Below are 16,960 nucleotides of genomic sequence, written 5' to 3' on the forward strand. Positions count from 1 at the left end.
ATTATGCTCCGCGCCCATGGGCTTGACGGTGAAGTACGGAAGAAAACTCTTCCGCGAACATTTCATTTTCCGTCAGTAACGCATCACTCTGAGCCGAGAAACGGTTATAAGCCATGACCGCCGGAATCGCGGCAAACAAGCCAATGGCGGTGGCGATCAGCGCCTCGGCAATACCCGGGGCAACCACGCTGAGCGTAGCCTGTTTCACGTTCGCCAACGCCATAAAAGAATTCATGATGCCCCAAACTGTGCCGAACAACCCAACGTAAGGGCTGGTAGAACCCACTGTGGCAAGAAAAGGTAAATGCTTGGTAAGGCGGGTCTGTTCGCGCTGCAAGGCAACCCGCATGGCACGCTGGGCGCCATCCATCACCGCCTCTCCGCCACGTGCGCTTTTAGAAAGCCGGACAAACTCCTGAAAGCCCGCGCGAAAAATCGCCTCGCTGCCGGAATCTAGATCCGGCTCTTTGCGGCTCTGGTTGTAGAGGGAGGCCAGGTCATCGCTGGACCAGAATTTTCCCTCAAAGGCACGGCCCGCCCGTTGAGCACGCCCAAGCACCCGGAAACGGCCAACAATCATGTACCAGGACGTCAGCGACGCCAGAATCAATAGCGCCATCACCAGCTGCACCACCACGGTGGCGTTGCTGATCAAACTGACGACAGACATGCTGGATGCCTCAACCATGTAGCCCTTCTCCTTTGCTGGCCGCGCTAAATTTTTTATACAGTGCCGTCGGGATAGCCGCCGGCTTGAGGGTATCGGCTCTCACGCAAGCCACCTTAATGTCTGCCTGACAAATTAATGCGCCGGCTTTACGCACCTGCTGATCAAACACCAGCGTGGCCTTACCCATTTTTTTCAGTGTGGCTGACACGGTCAGCGCATCATCAATACGTGCCGGCTGGCGATACTGCACATTGGCCGAGTGAACGACAAACTGAAAATTGTCATCCGCCAGTGCATAGTGCTGATAACCCAGCGTACGTAGAAATTCAGTACGCGCCCGCTCCATGAATTTCAGGTAATTCACGTAATAGACTATGCCACCTGCATCAGTGTCTTCGATGTAGACGCGCACAGGCAGGGTAAATTCCCCGTTTTGTTGATTTTTTTCAATCATTAAACAAATCACCGTCTTGACGCGGGCGCTGCAAACCAAAATGACGCCAAGCATGGTTAGTCACTGCCCGCCCACGCGGGGTGCGTTGAATAAAGCCTTGCTGTATCAGGTAAGGCTCCACCACCTCTTCCAAGGTTCCGGAGTCTTCATTGAGTGCTGCTGCCAAGGATTCCAGTCCCACCGGCCCACCATCAAATTTGTGCATGATCATATCCAGCAGGCGCCGGTCAGTGCCGTCCAGACCACAACTGTCCACCTCCAGCATGTCCAAGGCTCGCTGGGCGATCTCTTCAGTAATCCGCCCATCGCCCTTCACTTCGGCGTAATCGCGCACGCGGCGCAGCAGGCGATTGGCAATACGCGGGGTACCACGTGCGCGGCGCGCCACTTCCATGGCACCGGCCGCTTCGATAGGAATAGCAAGAATATCGCAGGCGCGGCTAACAATGCCGGACAAGTCATCTACAGAATAGAATTCGAGGCGCTGCACAATACCAAAACGATCACGCAACGGAGCGGTAAGCAAACCGGCTCGGGTGGTCGCACCGACAAGAGTAAACGGCGGAAGATCCAGTTTGATGGAACGGGCGGCCGGCCCTTCACCGATCATGATATCCAACTGGTAATCTTCCATAGCCGGATAAAGGATTTCCTCTACCACCGGAGACAGGCGGTGAATTTCATCCACAAAAAGCACATCGCCCTCTTCCAGGTTGGTCAGGATGGCCGCCAAATCGCCTGCCTTTTCCAGCACCGGACCAGAGGTGGACTTGAGATCGCAGCCCATTTCTCGGGCAATGATATGGGCAAGCGTCGTCTTGCCGAGACCGGGCGGGCCGAAAATTAAAGTATGATCAAGGGCCTCATTGCGTCCGCGGGCGGCATCAATAAAGATTTCCATGCGCTCGCTGACTTTCGGCTGCCCATGATAATCCGCCAAGCTGGCCGGGCGAATCGCCCTGTCCTGCTGTTCTTCTTGGCTACCAACGGCAACCGCGGTAATGACTCGTTCGTTATCCATGCCTGCAGCGGGCTTGCCTCTATATCGTGGGAGTCGCTAGCGTATCGTACCCTGATACCGTACTGCCATTACTGTTATCACAAAGTGTTATGCAACTCTGGCTCAAAGCACTAGCGGGCCAGACTTTTAAGCGCCTTACGGATCAGTTGCTCGCTGCTCATGCCTTCTTGATCTGCCGCTTTACCCACCGCAACAGCGGCATCCTTGTTGCGGTAGCCCAGCGCCTCCAGGGCCGCAATGGCGTCACTGCGAGCATCATCAGGTTGATCCGTATCGACCCGGCCCGGCACACTCACTGGCCCACCATCAATCTTATCGAGTCGGTCTCTCATCTCGATAACCAAACGCTCGGCGGTTTTTTTCCCAATGCCCGGCACCTTCACAAGTGACGAGGTGTCCTGATCCTGAATACAGCGCGCCAGACGATCAGCCTCTATGCCAGAAAGAATAGCCAACGCCATTTTTGGCCCCACCCCATTCACCTTGATCAAAGCGCGAAACAGCTCACGCTCATAACGATCGGCGAAACCATACAGCAACTGAGCATCTTCACGGACCACAAAATGCGTGTGCAAGGTGAGCTCCGCACCCGCCTCGGGCAAATCGTAGAACACCGTCATCGGTGCCTCGACTTCATAGCCAACGCCATTTACGTCCAGCAGCAACACCGGGGGGCGTTTTTCCAACAGGGTGCCACGAAGTTGTCCGATCATCATTTTTCCATTTACCCGTACACAACAAAAGTATCGCGTAGAAAATACAGGGCGAATATTCGATGCTCACAATCAATCACTGAAGCAATCAACGAATACAGACACCACACTAACGAACCCGGCCGCGCCTTACCGATGTGGCACCAGCCATTCTAGCCAGGGAGAGACGCATATGAGCATGACAAAGCGCGATAGCCAGGGCATCAGCGGCGTCCTCCTGCGGGCGTTGATCCAGTTTAAGCAGATACTTCACCATTTCCCCGACCTGATTTTTTTCCGCCCCACCTTTGCCCACAACGGCCTGTTTTACTTGGCGAGCCGAATATTCAAACACTGGCACACAGGCCTGCATCACTGCCGCAATAGCTGCACCGCGAGCCTGGCCCAATTTCAGGGCAGAATCCGCATTGCGAGCCATAAACACTTTTTCGATGCTCACTTCAGCCGGCCCGTATTCCTTCACCACCTGATCAATTCCCGCGAATATCTCACCCAACCGCGGCGGGATCTCCTTGTGGGAAGTCGTAATAGTACCGAAAGCCACCGCGCGGGAACGATTTCCCACCACATCCACTACGCCGTAACCGGTGCGTCGAGAACCAGGATCAATACCCAGAATAAGCGCCATATTTCACAGACCAATAATAAAGAAGACAGGCACCCAGCCCAGCTCTTAGTAGGTGCCTCCGTTCTACCCGAGCACTGTCCAAATGTCCAGCCAACAAAGAAACGCTTCAGGTTAAACGGCTGATGCGACACGTCCTAAAGCCGCAGGCGGATTACCGCCACGCCCAGAAACCCAGACAGCAAAAAGCCCCAAACGATTCGGGGCTTTTAATTTTGCTTGCAGCTTGTTTTGTAACGTGAACCTCGCTGCTATTCCTCTTCTTGCGGTGCCGGCCAACTGGCATTGGTGTAGACGTTCTGCACGTCGTCCAAATCTTCCAGCATGTCGATCATCTTTTGCACGGTTTCAGCTGTATCCGTGTCCATTTCCGCTTCTGTAGACGGGTGCATGGTGACTTCCGCCTCAGCGAATTCCAACCCAGCTGCACGCAGGGCGTCCACCACTTCACCAAAGCTCTTATCCGGAGTGGTAATGACCAAAAAACCATCATCTCCCATCTCTTCCACATCTTCGGCACCGGCTTCCAGGGCGACTTCCATCAGCTTTTCTTCATCCACACCGGGCTCGAAAAAAATCTCACCACGTTTAGTGAATAAAAAAGCCACGGAACCACTCGTGCCCAGATTACCACCGAACTTGGAAAACGCGTGACGCACCTCAGCCACGGTACGGTTCACATTGTCCGTCATGGTTTCTACCAGAACCGCTACACCACCCTTACCGTAACCTTCATAGGTGATTTCATCCATGCTGCCGTCATCATCACCGCCGGCGCCACGCTTAACCGCACGGTCGATGGTGTCACGGGTCATGTTCTGGCCCAGTGCTTTATCAATCGCGGCCCGCAAGCGCGGGTTATCGTTGGGCTCGCCCCCACCCATCTTGGCCGCTACCGTGAGCTCGCGAATCAGTTTGGTAAAGATCTTGCCACGCTTGGCATCCTGAGCCGCCTTACGGTGCTTGATGTTGGCCCACTTGCTATGTCCTGCCATGTTACCTCCGCCAGCACGCAGCACGCGTCACGCAACACGTCTTGGGCACGCCTCTTCGCGTGATGCGTGATACCTGCCTGCGTTTCTCCTATATCAACCTTCTTCTTTACGTACCTGTACGCCAACTTCACGCAGCTGCTTGTTGTCCACTGGTGACGGTGCATTGGTCATAGTGCACGCCGCCGTTTGCGTCTTCGGGAAAGCGATCACATCACGAATTGATTCACAACCAGTCATCAACATCACCATGCGATCCAACCCAAACGCCAGGCCACCGTGGGGCGGGGCGCCGTATTTCAGACCGTCTAGCAGGAAGCCGAATTTTTCCTCGGCTTCCTCATCAGAAATGCCCAGCGCTTCAAATACAGTGCGTTGCATGGCTGGGCTATGGATACGGATGGAACCGCCACCCAGCTCAGTACCGTTAAGCACCATGTCATAGGCCCGCGATAACGCCTCGCCCGGATTACTCTTAAGCTCTTCCGCGCTACAGCTGGGCATGGTGAAGGGATGATGCAACGCATGGTATTGCCCTTCGTCTTCCTCGAACATGGGGAAGTCCACTACCCACAATGGCGCCCATTCTCCCTCGATCAAATTCAAGTCATGGCCCACTTTGACGCGCAGAGCACCCAGCGCTTCGTTAACGATCTTGGCCTTATCAGCACCGAAGAAAATCAGATCGCCGGTCTCGGCGCCAGTGCGCTCAAGGATGCCTTTAATCGCATCTTCGGTCAGGAACTTCAGGATCGGAGACTGCAGACCTTCAGCGCCGGCTGCCAAGTCGTTGACTTTGATGTAAGCCAAACCCTTGGCACCATAGATGCTGACAAACTTGGTGTAGCCATCGATATCCTTGCGCGACAGGCTGCATCCACCGGGCACTCGCATGGCTGCCACACGACCTTTCGGGTCGTTGGCCGGGCCGGAGAACACTTTAAAGTCCACGCCAGCAAGCAGGTCGGCAATATCAATCAGCTCCAATGCAATACGCAGGTCAGGCTTGTCGGACCCGAAACGCTGCATGGCCTCGGAGAATGGCATGCGCGGGAAATCCGGTAAGTCTACACTGAGCAATTCTTTAAACACCGAACGCACCATCCGTTCGGTAATGCCCATAATGTCTTCTTCCTCTACAAAGGAAGCTTCCAAATCAATCTGGGTAAATTCTGGCTGGCGATCGGCTCGCAGGTCTTCGTCACGGAAACACTTAGCAATCTGGTAGTAGCGATCAAAGCCCGCCACCATCAATAGCTGTTTGAACAACTGCGGAGACTGCGGCAACGCAAAAAAGCTACCCGGATGCGTTCGGCTGGGCACCAAGTAATCCCGTGCACCTTCCGGCGTCGCTCGGGTCAGAATCGGCGTTTCCACATCCATGAAACCCTCGCCTTCCAGGAAGGCGCGCACAACATGAGTCAGGCGCGAACGGAACTGGAAGTTTTTCAACACGTCCGGACGACGCAGATCCATATAACGGTACTTGAGACGCACCTCTTCACCGGCGGCGGAGTGGGCATCCAACTCAAATGGCGGGGTCTCCGCTTCATTAAGAATCGTCAGCTCTTTACCCAAGACTTCGATATCACCAGTGGCCATCTTATTGTTACGCACTGATTCGTCACGCATGCGTACCCGGCCGCTCAAGCGAACCACATATTCACTGCGTACTTTGTCAGCCAGCGCGAAGGCATCCACAGTGTCCGGATCAAACACCACCTGCACCAGACCATTACGGTCACGCAGGTCGAGGAAGATCACCCCACCGTGGTCACGGCGGCGACTGACCCAACCGCAAAGCTCTACTGTTTCTCCGTCGTGGGAGGCTCGCAAATCACCGCAATAATGGCTTCGCATGCTTAAAATCCGCTTGTATTCTGATTACGCCGCCCGGCGATCAAAGGCTGGCTGAAGCCACCCCGAAGCCGGACCACTGAAAAAGGCGCCATAGTATAGCGATTCAACGGCCCCCGAGCCATGCCAGACGGCGATTCACTGCCGAACGGGGCACAAGCCTACCTAATTTCACAAAATACCTTTAAAAAGAGTGTATCTACGCCTTGTGCCCTGAAAACCCATGGCATATAAAAGATGCGAACCTTAGTTAAAGACCCTCTGCGTTGCGCAATCCAGGGGCGAAGCTAACGAGGCAGCATCGCCGGTCATCCGTAGCATTACGGGGCCAATACGACATCAAAAAGACACTAAAAAGGGGTAAGTAATTCATGGCTGCAAAAAAAAAGACAGCGGCTAAAGCGTCCAGTGCTACAGCAGCTCGCAAGGTGAAAACCATCACCGAACCGATGAATAAGACTCAGATTATCAATCAGATTAGCGAAACCACCGGCCTGACCAAGAAAGACGTGAACGCTGTTTTCGACCAACTCAACGACATTATGGAAGGCCACCTGAAAAAGCGTGGTGCCGGCCAGTTCACGCTACCGGGGTTGCTGAAAATCGTGACCCAGAAAAAACCTGCCACCAAAGCACGTAAAGGCATCAACCCTTTTACCGGGGAAGCGACTACCTTCGCAGCCAAACCTGCCCGAACCATGGTCAAGGTTCGTCCGCTAAAGAAACTGAAAGACATGACCGCCTAAATTCAAGCTCTACCACCGGGTGCCCGGTGCCCGGTGGGCATTGATTCCGTTTATGCTCACTCCAACTTGTCGCCCTACACTGGCCCCCAAAGCCCGCAACCCTCTATAATGCGCGCCGCACACGGAGGAGAACCCCATGGCTGAACGTAAAGACAAACAGAAGGTGATCGGCGAGCCGATGACCGATGAGCAGATCGCAGTGTTCCTGGATTTCTCTCCCGAGGAGGGTGTAAACGGGGACTTCCACGTACTGGAAAAAGCTTACCGCGCCCTTCGCGCCGAGGATTTCACCCGCTTCTTGGCATTTTTCAAGGACCAGAACCGGGACTTGGATGCTCGCGATCCACAAGGCCGCACCCTACTATCCCTGATTGACCAACACCCGAAAGGAGCGAAATACGCGCAGGCTCTGCGCGACGCTGGCGCCACCGCCTGAATTTCCTCCCTTCTCCCTCTGCCGGGCCGGCACAAACCGGGCCGGCACAATAACGCGGCGTCCCTGCACACCAACCCATACTGGGTAGAGCTTGTCCACATCCCGCCTGCGTGGCATTGTTATTCGATTACGGGCGATCTATGCCCGGCAAATTTGTTCGCCAACAAACACAACAACAAGAGCTGTAAAACACCATGGCAGCATATTCTGCACCCTTTTGGCGCTCCCTGTGCCTAATCGCATTCTGCGCGATCAGCTTGCAACTCCATGCGGCCAGCGATGATAAGGCCGAAGATGACATAGACGACGTCTCTCCAGAAGAACTGCAAATGCAGGACATCCCGGTGGATGAGCGTATTTTCGTCGAAAAATGGAACGAAGTGCCTTACAAGAAAAGCTATTTCACCTACACAGACAAGCAGATACGTGACAAGTGGGAATACTTGGTACGCGGCCTGAAGGTACCTTACCCTTCTGCTGCCTACATGGAAGAACAGTTCACGAAGTATCCCTTCATGAAAGAAGGCATCATAGGTTGGGATGGCGATTACCAGGCACTTGAAGCACGTAGTCTGCGAGTCTGGCGTAAATTCTTTGCCGGTGACTTTCAGGAAGCCCGCGAAGAGGGCTTACAACTAGGCCCCATCGGTAAGATTCCCGCCCTGTTTTCCCAGCTGATGTACGCTATCTACTTGGCTGACCGCCAGAGTACCAAGTACATGATGCTCCAGGACGTGGCCAACCAAGCAAAGGAATACTTCGACGACATGGAGGAGGCGGCTGACGATCCGGCCGTTGCCCCCATTGTTGCCTCTATTAAGCTGGGATACGCCTACGCCATCGCTCGTATCGCCGAAGAGTCACCGGTACCGATCGTTGTCGCCCGACGCTATATCGGCAAGATCAAGAACAGTGCGGAAGAAGTGGTTGAAATCATGCCCGATCAGCCGTTGGGGCATGCCTTCCGTGCCGGTGTGGACGCCGGCATCATGCGCCGGGTGGGCAAATTCACCGGCCGCATGACTTACGGCGCGCGAACCACCACGGTGCAAGAATCTTTTGCTGACGCACTCAAACTCGCCCCGGATATTCCCATCGTCAATTACGAATACGCTAATGCGCTGATCTACATGAATCGCAAACGCGATCTAAATGAAGCAATCAGTTATTTGGAAAAAGCCATGAAAATTCGCCCGGAATTTTCCATGGATGCGCTGGACGTCATGTATTCCTACAAACGTTTACAGGAAGTAAGGCTGTATGCGCTGAACTTCCGTAGTTTTCGCAAATTCGAGAAACTGCGTCGCAAGTACAGCAAGAAGACGGATCGGAACCTAACCAGCATCATCAGCGATCCGCTGAGCATGGAGATGCTCAATAACCCGGAAAAATACATCCTCCCAAAACGCAACTAACAGGCAACCCCATGTCTCTTTATGAAGACAAGCTGTTCCCAGTATTACTGAACTGGGCTACCCGCCCAGTTTACCGGGACCGCCAACGTTTACTCGCCCAAGCCACGGGTCGGGTTCTGGAACTGGGCGTCGGCACCGGCGCCAATTTCCCTTTTTACAGCCCTGCCGCCACGGAAATTCACGGCATCGAACCCGCCGGCGGGCTGCTTGCTTTGGCCCACGACAGTGCGCAACAGTGCGTCGCACCCGAACGCTTCCACATCCAGGAAGGCGACGCTCAACAGCTGCCTTATCCTGATCAACATTTTGATACCGTGATTGCCTGCCTAGTGTTCTGCACCATCCCGGATCCGAATCAGGCCGCGCAGGAAGCGTTCCGCGTCCTTAAGCCAGGCGGCAGTCTGCTATCGCTAGAGCATGTTCTCAGCGAACGTCCTTGGATACAGCGCCTACAGAAAACCTTGAATCCGGCCTGGAAACCGTTAGCTTGCGGCTGCCAGCTCACCCGTGATACCGCGCGCATTTTCCAGCGCGCGGGCTTCCAGGCCGATACTGCCCGCCAGCATCGCCACCCCAAACTGCCCGCCTTTGCCGGCGAGCTATACGAAGGGCGATTGCTGCGGCCCTGAAGAGGCGCAACAAAAAAGCTCAACGTTAAAAGTTGGAACGCGCGTTAATTCGGGTTTCAACTTTTAACTCGCGCCCTACTCAGCGGGACAAACTGCCACACCTCTGTACCCCAATTTACCGTTACAATAGCCGCCATGGATAACCGCCCCCCCTTATTAAACTGGCGCCTGCGTCTCATCTGGCTGCGCAGCCTGCTAGTACTGGCCATCACACTCGCCCTAATCGTGCTGCAACGTTTCGGCCACAGTGGCTATCAGCTGGCTGAACTAGGCTGGCTGGGCGCGCTGTTATTACCAAACCTTGTCACCCTACTCACTCGCAAAGCCCCTTCCCAGCGCCACAGCCAATTGCTGACGTTGGAATTGGCCATGGACGCGATTTTGTTTGCTGGTTTGATTCAAGGCTTCGGTGGTGCCGGCAACCCCCTTTCCTTTTATTTATTAGTGCCCGCCTTGATGGCCTCCCTGACTTTACCCATGGCCAACGGCATACTGGTGGCGCTATTGGCTTTAGCAGGATACATGGTGTCATTAAGCTGGTACCAAATGCCCGCCATGAACAGCCCGCTACACGCTCTCACTCATCAACTCAGCGGTCTTCACAGCACCGGAATGGCGGCTGTTTTTATCGCCCTACTAGTCATGCTCAGTGTGCTCGGACAAGTAATTCAACGGCTAATACAGCAACAACAAAAGCAACAAGAACAGGCTTTGGATCTAGCCGGTCGCCGTGAGCACATGTACCAAGTAGCTGCGACCTTGGCCGATCAGGCCCATGAACTGAACACCCCGTTAGGCACTTTGGTGATGCTGGCCGATAACCTTATCCATGCTCCCGAGATGCCCGACTCCCTGCGTCCAGAAGTGGAACAAATGGATCACCTGGCCCGCAACGTGGCCAACCGTCTTAAACAAGGCAATGAAGCTCAGCTAGAATCCGGGCTGCCGCTGAGCATACTGATACAGCGATTACAACAGCACCTGCGTCATCTGGCCCCTACGCTCAGCGTGACGCATACGTTGAAAGCAGACCCCATTGTGGTCGATAGTCAGAGCTGGTACCGAGTACTGTGTAATCTGGGTTATAACGCCATGGATGCAGGCGCCACCCGCTTGGATATCATCGTCAGCGACCATGCATCGCAATACCGGCTGCAACTCAGTGACGATGGCCCAGCCCACCCGGATTCAGAACGCGAAGGTCTTGGCATGGGGTTGACCTTGGTGCATTCCGCCTTGGCACACATTGGCGCTGAACTGGAAATGGACTTTGGTCATAGCTGGACCCAAGCCCGAATTCACTGGGCCCACACCGATAGCCCTGGAGCTGGATCATGAGCAACGCCATTTCCATCCGCCACCTGATGCTAGTAGAAGACGATGACCTACTGGCTGAGCAAACCGCACGGGCTCTGGGTCGTCATGGCATCCAAGTTCATGTCGCTCACAGTCGCGAACAGGCCTTACTCGTAATCGCTGAACTCAACGCACAGGGCACCCCTCCCGATGGCGCCATTCTCGATCAAAATCTGGGAAACGATAACGGTCTTGATCTGATCGAACCGATTCGGCAACAGTTTCCCCGCTGTCGGGTAATTCTGCTCACAGGCTACGGCAGCATTGCCGCCGCCGTCGCCGCCACCCACCGTGGCGCCCACAATTATTTGACCAAACCCGCGAGTGCCAACGACATTCTGCAATCGCTTAATGCAGACCCTGCCAGCCAGACCTTACCTCTACCCGACAGCCCTCCATCACTGCAACGGCTAGAGTGGGAACACATCCAGCGTACTCTGGATGCCCACAACGGCAATATCTCGCGTGCGGCAGAGGCCCTTGGTATTCACCGCCGCACGCTGCAGCGTCGGTTGAAAAAGCGTCCCAGCGCCAGCGACTATTTACGTGACTCTCAGAGAGAGGCTCCACAAGAAAAACAAACAGAGCAGCACGTTAGCCCTACAGCCAACAAACCCACCCCACAAGGCTAACCACCTTCACCGTTAAGGTTCTCGTTCCCCTTCCCCTTGGCTTACACTGTGGGCTGACACGAACAGGGATGCAGAGCTTGGCGCACCATCGACACCACAAATGGCAGAGCAGGGCGATCGCCCTAATACTACTGATGCTATTGCCTGCTCTCGCGTTCAGCAAAACCGCGCCGAGCCTAGAAATTACCGGCAACGCCAGCGAAGCGGTGACTCATAATATACAGGCCCTGATCGATCTCTCACGCTACCCTTGCCACCCCCCCCAGGCCCAATATGGGCTGATTCGCCGGCAGATCATTGCCAACAGCACCGGTGCATTACAGGCTATGGGTTATTACGATAGCCAGCTAAACCTGTCCACCGATGAAAACAGCAATTGCGTCAGCTTCACCCTGGATGTGAACACTGGCCCCCCGGTGATACTCACGCACCTAAAAGTGGAAATTACTGGCGATGCAGCCCAGGATCCGGCGTTCTCCACGCTGCTGGAAAAAACCCAGTTGGCCATCGGCCAACGGCTTCAGCATGATCGCTACAGCAACCTGAAGAAAAGCCTGCAACAGCACCTGATCAGCCGCGGCTATGTTCAAGGCGAACTGACCGTGCACACCCTCGAGGTGGATACCAAACAACACCGCGCCAGCATCACCCTTCATGTGGACAGCGGGCCGCGCTATCACTTCGGCGAGATCAGCCTAACCGGCAGCGTGCTTGAGCGTTCGCGGGTCAACGCCTATGTAAGTTTTCAGGAAGGCGAGCCCTACGACAGTGGTCGCATGTTACAAACCCAGCAGGCTTTTTTGGGCGCCGGCTATTTCAGCGCGGTGCAGGTTCAAAAAGGGAAGCCCAACGACACCACCCGCCGGATTCCCGTCAGCATTACGCTCACCGACAACAACCGTTGGTCGCTGCTCACGGGCATAGGTGTCAGTACCGATACCGGGCCGCGGGTGAGGCTGGGCGTGGAAAACCGCCGGGTGAACGAAGCGGGGCACCGCTTCCGGGCAGAAACCGAACTGTCTAAAGTGCAACAGGGCGCCGGGGCGAGCTACCAAATTCCGCTCAAAGACCCGCTCCATGAACGGCTCGATCTGCACACCAGTTTTATCAACGAAAACACCGACAGCAACGAAAACGAACGCTGGAGCACTGGGGCCGATTATATCGTCGAGCTGGAAAATCACTGGGTAGCGACCACCTCCCTGGAGTTCCTGCGTGAGACTTATCAAATCGCAGACCAAGTAGATCAAGCCGAATTGTTGATACCCGGTTTCCAGTTAAGCCGCGTCAAAGCCGACGACCCGGTCTACCCCACCTTCGGCTGGCGTCTCAGCACCGCCATGCGTTTTGCTACCCAGAGCCTGTCATCCACCGCGGACTTTTTTCAGTTCACCAGTGGCGCAAAAATTCTTTTTCCCTTACTGGGCGGGCGCGTATTGATGCGTACCGACCTGGGTTATACCGAAGTTACTGATGTGACCGAACTCCCCGCCTCTATTCGCTTCTTCGCCGGCGGCGACTCCAGTGTGCGTGGTTTCGCTTATGACTCTCTGGGCCCTGAAGACAGCAATGGCGAGGTCATCGGCGGGCGCAACCAGGCCACTGGCAGCCTGGAGTACGACCACTCACTTACTGAAAAATGGCACTTGGCCGTGTTCACCGATGCCGGCAATGCCTTCAATGAATTCGATGAATTTGAAGCCCGCCACAGTGCCGGCCTGGGTATTCGCTGGCGCTCGCCACTGGGCCCCATCCGGTTGGACATGGCCCGAGCTGTGGATGAGCATCGCGACTGGCGGGTGCACCTGAGCATGGGGCCAGACTTATGATCAGCCGCCAACGCCTGTACGGCTTTGCCATGGGGCAAATACTGACCCGCGGCTTGCTGGTGTTGCTCAGCCTGTTATTGGTCTGCCTCCTGGCCCTGGCGTTGCTGCTGGGCACCGCCACCGGCAACCGCTGGATACTGGAACAAGCTACCCCCTTTATCCCCGGCGAACTTACTGTGGGTGAGTGGCATGGCAGCCTGCTCAGCGGGATCACCCTGAACCATATCGACTACCGCTATCAGGAACTCAATATCCGCCTGGACCAGCTCAGCGCTGAGCTGGCACCGCACGCCCTACTGAAAGGCTGGCTGGAACTGACGTCGCTCTCACTGGGGACCTTGCACGTTACCTTGCCGCCCGCCGATGATACCCCGCCACAACCGGACTCCCTGCCCGATAGCCTGCTACTGCCTTTCGGTATCCGCATCGACGCACTCACCGTGGGTACCTTCCAGCTAAACGACACTGTTCTGATTCGCCAGCTGGAAGCAGACAACCTGGCCGCCTGGCGGCGCTTCCAGATCGCCCGCCTGCAAACCCTCACCTTAGCCGGCGCCAACGTACAAGCCACCGCCCAGGGCAAACTCACCGCCCCCTTTGATGTGCAGGGCACCGCCAGCTGGGCTCTGCCGCTACCCGAAAGCGACACCCTGCAAGCTAGCCATGCCAATGGCCAGCTCACCCTGACCGGCCCATTGAGTCAGCTCCAGATCCATCACCAGCTTAGCGGCCCGGTGAAACTGCAAAGCCAGGGGCAATGGCTGCTAAAAGATGGCCAGTGGCAAATCGCTTTACAGCACCACTGGCCCGCTCAAGCATTGCCGCTAACCCTGCCGCAACCGTTGGCGCTGGGCAAAGGGGAGCTAGGCACCCATGGGCCACTCGACGCACTGCAGCTGAAAGGACACACTGGCCTCGCCAGTGGGGAGCGCAAGGTAGCAATCACTCTGGATAGCGCCCTGATACCCGGCGGCATTACTCTGCACGACCTAACCGTCAAGGACGGCGAGCAAACGCTGGGCAGCCGCGGGCAAGTCCTGTTCAGTCCGTTAAGTTGGGATCTGGATCTAAGCGGCGACCTGGATACCGCCCTGCTGCATCCACTTTTGCCCGGCCAGTTGGCCATCGACGGCCACAGCAAAGGACAGTGGGACGGCGACCGCTGGTCCCTGTCTCCCAGTGAGCTCAGCCTGCGCGGGGACGTTCGCCAACAACCTTTATCCGTGACCAGTACAGTGCAAAGCCAGACGGCCAATGGCAAACAACAACTGCAGTTACGCAGCCAAGGACGCTGGGGCGATAACTGGCTTCAAGCCAATGGCCAGGTATGGCCACAGTGGCAACTACGCAGCAAGCTGAACCTCACACGATTAGAACAACTCTACCCCGGCCTGGCAGGCAGCGTGGCAGGGCAAATTCAACTTAACGGCCGTTACAACGACCCCGCCCTCAGCGGCCAGCTCACTGTCAATAACCTAAGTTGGCAAGACTGGTCTCTGGGTCAAATGCAAAGCCGTTTTTCGCAATTACGGCTACCACAGACATCCCAACCAGGATCGATGTCACTCACCTTGAACGGTCACCAGCTAACGCAGGCCAACACCGAGCACGTCGGCACTTTTGCCCTCAGCGCCGACGGCACTTGGGCCGAGCACCAACTCACCGCTAGCGCCCGCCGCGATACGGTGGAACTGAACACCCGTTTGCAGGGGGGCATGAATACCGCAGGTAACACATGGCAAGGCACTCTTGCCGACACCCGGCTACAACACCTTCAGCTCGGCATCTGGCAACAGGATACCGACAGCACCCTGCGCCTATCGGCCCAGTCACAATCTTTGAGTCCGTTCTGCCTGGTTCAGGCCCCCAGCCGCCTGTGTCTGCAAGGTAATCACGCCGCCAATACCCTAGAAGCTCAAGCCCGCTTGGCCGACCTGCCACTGGCCCTGATCAATACTCTGCTTGGCCCCACTCTATCGATGGAGGGCACCGTCGATGCGAACCTTTCAGTGCAGGGTCCGCTGGACAACCCGAAAGGTCAGTTTGCCCTGCAAAGCCGAGAGGCCAATATCACCATCAATACGGCGGATGCGCCCCCTCCGCTGGAAATCAAACAACTAAGCCTGCACGGCAACCTGGCCAATCAACGAGTCAACAGCGCGCTAACCCTGACCACCGCGCTAGGCAATGCCCATGCACAACTGGAACATGGGCTGGGGCTCGACGCCACGTTGCAAGGCGACGTGAATTTTGATCTGAGCAGCCTAGCCTTCGTGGAACTGTTCACCGCCGACCTCCGTGAAGTTAAAGGGAGCATCAACGGCGACTTTTCCCTGGCCGGCAGTCTCCGCCAACCCATCATGAACGGTGCTATCACGCTGCAGAATGGGCAAACATTGATTCCCTTCCTCGGAGTGGATATAGCCGATGTACAGGTAGCCATTCAGGGTAACCCCCAGGGCCAGCTGGATATCATCGGTTCTGCGCAAATGGGATCGAACACCGTGGCACTTAATGGTGCTGTGGATCCCAGCCAGCCGAATATCCCCATGCAACTTACCCTCAGCGGCGACCGTCTTCTCGCCGCCGACCGGCCCGATGCTCGCATTTTGTTAACACCGGATCTGACTCTGACAGGCTCACTGGAAGGGCTGACCCTAAGCGGCTCCTTGACCATACCTGAAGCCGAAATTAGCCCAGTGGAAATTCCAGAAGGCGCCATCACCGTCAGCAAAGACCAAGTACTGGTGCACCAACAGGCGGACAGCACCACTCCCCTTCCGCTGGCCATGGATGTAACCCTGACCCTGGGAGATAAGGTGCATTTTAATGGGTTCGGGCTCGATGCCATGCTCGGAGGCGCTCTGCAAGTGGAACAGAAACCCCAGCGTCCACCACAACTCAATGGCGAGCTAATCATCCTCGAAGGGCGCTACCGAGCCTACGGTCAGAACCTGGCCATCAGCGACGGCCAGCTGATTTTCCAAGGGCCGCCGGAGAACCCCGGCCTAGATATTCGCGCCATCCGCAAAATTCCCAGCGAAGGGGTCGTGGCGGGTGTGCAATTGAGTGGCACCTTGCAAGAACCGAATGCATCACTGTTTTCTGACCCCAGCATGGAACAAAGCCAGGCCATGTCTTATCTGCTCACCGGACGACCACTAGAAAGCGGCTCCAAGAGCGAGGGTAATAAAATCGCCCAGGCATTGGCATTGTACGGGCTGGAAAGAGGCAGTGGTGTCACCGAGAAAATCGGCGACAAACTGGGAGTAGATGAGATCAGCGTCGGCAGCGACTGGGAAAGCGATGACGCTGCCCTGATGCTCGGCAAACAACTCTCAGAACGCTTATATCTGACCTATGCGGTAGGCTTGTTCGACGCCATTTCCACCGTCATCCTGCGCTACACCCTGACACGAAGCTTGCACCTGGAAGCACGCTCTAGCAGCGAAGCTAACAGCATTGATGTGATCTGGGAGAAAGAACTGAGGTAACAGCAGCGACTAGCGCTGAGCTACTAGCCGCCAGGTAGCATAAAGCCTCCTGTAGAAAGCACGCACTTTTCCGCCTTTCCCTATCTTTTTT

The 16,960-nt window shown here is 55.8% G+C and carries 15 protein-coding genes; 8 read left to right on the plus strand and 7 right to left on the minus strand.

The window, feature by feature from the left end; all coding sequences use genetic code 11:
• Position 1 precedes the first annotated feature (1 nt).
• The 7 genes from tolQ to aspS all read right to left on the minus strand — a co-directional run bounded on the left by tolQ (position 2) and on the right by aspS (position 6,335).
• Entirely contained in the window at positions 2-688 is a 687-nt protein-coding gene (gene tolQ, locus Y017_RS11070; protein WP_011588039.1) for a protein TolQ, read from the minus strand.
• Positions 681-1,124: a tol-pal system-associated acyl-CoA thioesterase gene (gene ybgC / locus Y017_RS11075; protein WP_011588038.1), complete on the minus strand. Its 444-nt coding sequence runs from the start codon at positions 1,122-1,124 to the stop codon at positions 681-683. Before ybgC ends, tolQ begins: the two co-directional genes overlap by 8 nt.
• Positions 1,117-2,145 (minus strand): Holliday junction branch migration DNA helicase RuvB, encoded by a 1,029-nt coding sequence (gene ruvB / locus Y017_RS11080; RefSeq protein ID WP_011588037.1) that lies wholly within the window; start codon positions 2,143-2,145, stop codon positions 1,117-1,119. The genes ybgC and ruvB overlap by 8 nt, the downstream gene beginning before the upstream one ends.
• 110 nt (positions 2,146-2,255) lie before the next feature.
• Complete coding sequence (gene ruvA / locus Y017_RS11085; RefSeq protein WP_035460822.1) at positions 2,256-2,858, minus strand: Holliday junction branch migration protein RuvA; 603 nt, start codon at positions 2,856-2,858, stop codon at positions 2,256-2,258.
• 109 nt (positions 2,859-2,967) lie between these two features.
• Positions 2,968-3,486, minus strand: coding sequence for a crossover junction endodeoxyribonuclease RuvC (gene ruvC, locus Y017_RS11090; RefSeq protein WP_011588035.1), 519 nt, complete (start codon positions 3,484-3,486; stop codon positions 2,968-2,970).
• A 248-nt stretch (positions 3,487-3,734) separates the two neighbouring features.
• Positions 3,735-4,478 (minus strand): YebC/PmpR family DNA-binding transcriptional regulator, encoded by a 744-nt coding sequence (locus tag Y017_RS11095; protein WP_035460823.1) that lies wholly within the window; start codon positions 4,476-4,478, stop codon positions 3,735-3,737.
• A 93-nt stretch (positions 4,479-4,571) separates the two neighbouring features.
• Complete coding sequence (aspS, locus tag Y017_RS11100) at positions 4,572-6,335, minus strand: aspartate--tRNA ligase (RefSeq protein WP_035460824.1); 1,764 nt, start codon at positions 6,333-6,335, stop codon at positions 4,572-4,574.
• 368 nt (positions 6,336-6,703) lie between these two features.
• Between aspS and Y017_RS11105 the strand changes: the two genes are divergently transcribed.
• The 8 genes from Y017_RS11105 (at position 6,704) to Y017_RS11140 (ending at position 16,869) form a co-directional block, all read left to right on the plus strand.
• Entirely contained in the window at positions 6,704-7,078 is a 375-nt protein-coding gene (locus Y017_RS11105; RefSeq protein WP_011588032.1) for an HU family DNA-binding protein, read from the plus strand.
• Between the two features lie 136 nt (positions 7,079-7,214).
• Positions 7,215-7,514, plus strand: coding sequence for a PA4642 family protein (locus Y017_RS11110; RefSeq protein ID WP_011588031.1), 300 nt, complete (start codon positions 7,215-7,217; stop codon positions 7,512-7,514).
• Between the two features lie 194 nt (positions 7,515-7,708).
• Complete coding sequence (locus tag Y017_RS11115) at positions 7,709-8,929, plus strand: hypothetical protein (RefSeq protein WP_011588030.1); 1,221 nt, start codon at positions 7,709-7,711, stop codon at positions 8,927-8,929.
• Between the two features lie 11 nt (positions 8,930-8,940).
• Complete coding sequence (locus tag Y017_RS11120) at positions 8,941-9,558, plus strand: class I SAM-dependent methyltransferase (protein WP_011588029.1); 618 nt, start codon at positions 8,941-8,943, stop codon at positions 9,556-9,558.
• A gap of 135 nt (positions 9,559-9,693) precedes the next feature.
• Positions 9,694-10,896 (plus strand): HAMP domain-containing histidine kinase, encoded by a 1,203-nt coding sequence (locus Y017_RS11125; protein ID WP_011588028.1) that lies wholly within the window; start codon positions 9,694-9,696, stop codon positions 10,894-10,896.
• Positions 10,893-11,546: a response regulator transcription factor gene (locus Y017_RS11130; RefSeq protein ID WP_011588027.1), complete on the plus strand. Its 654-nt coding sequence runs from the start codon at positions 10,893-10,895 to the stop codon at positions 11,544-11,546. Before Y017_RS11125 ends, Y017_RS11130 begins: the two co-directional genes overlap by 4 nt.
• 68 nt (positions 11,547-11,614) lie before the next feature.
• Positions 11,615-13,375 carry an autotransporter assembly complex family protein gene (locus Y017_RS11135; RefSeq protein WP_051428758.1) on the plus strand — a complete coding sequence of 587 codons (1,761 nt, stop codon included), beginning with the start codon at positions 11,615-11,617 and terminating at the stop codon, positions 13,373-13,375.
• A complete protein-coding gene (locus Y017_RS11140) occupies positions 13,372-16,869 on the plus strand; it encodes a translocation/assembly module TamB domain-containing protein (protein ID WP_035460826.1) in 3,498 nt (1,165 codons plus the stop codon). The genes Y017_RS11135 and Y017_RS11140 overlap by 4 nt, the downstream gene beginning before the upstream one ends.
• Positions 16,870-16,960 lie beyond the last annotated feature (91 nt).

This window comes from Alcanivorax sp. 97CO-5 (assembly GCF_000524665.1).
GTDB classification, from domain to species: Bacteria; Pseudomonadota; Gammaproteobacteria; order Pseudomonadales; family Alcanivoracaceae; genus Alcanivorax; species Alcanivorax borkumensis.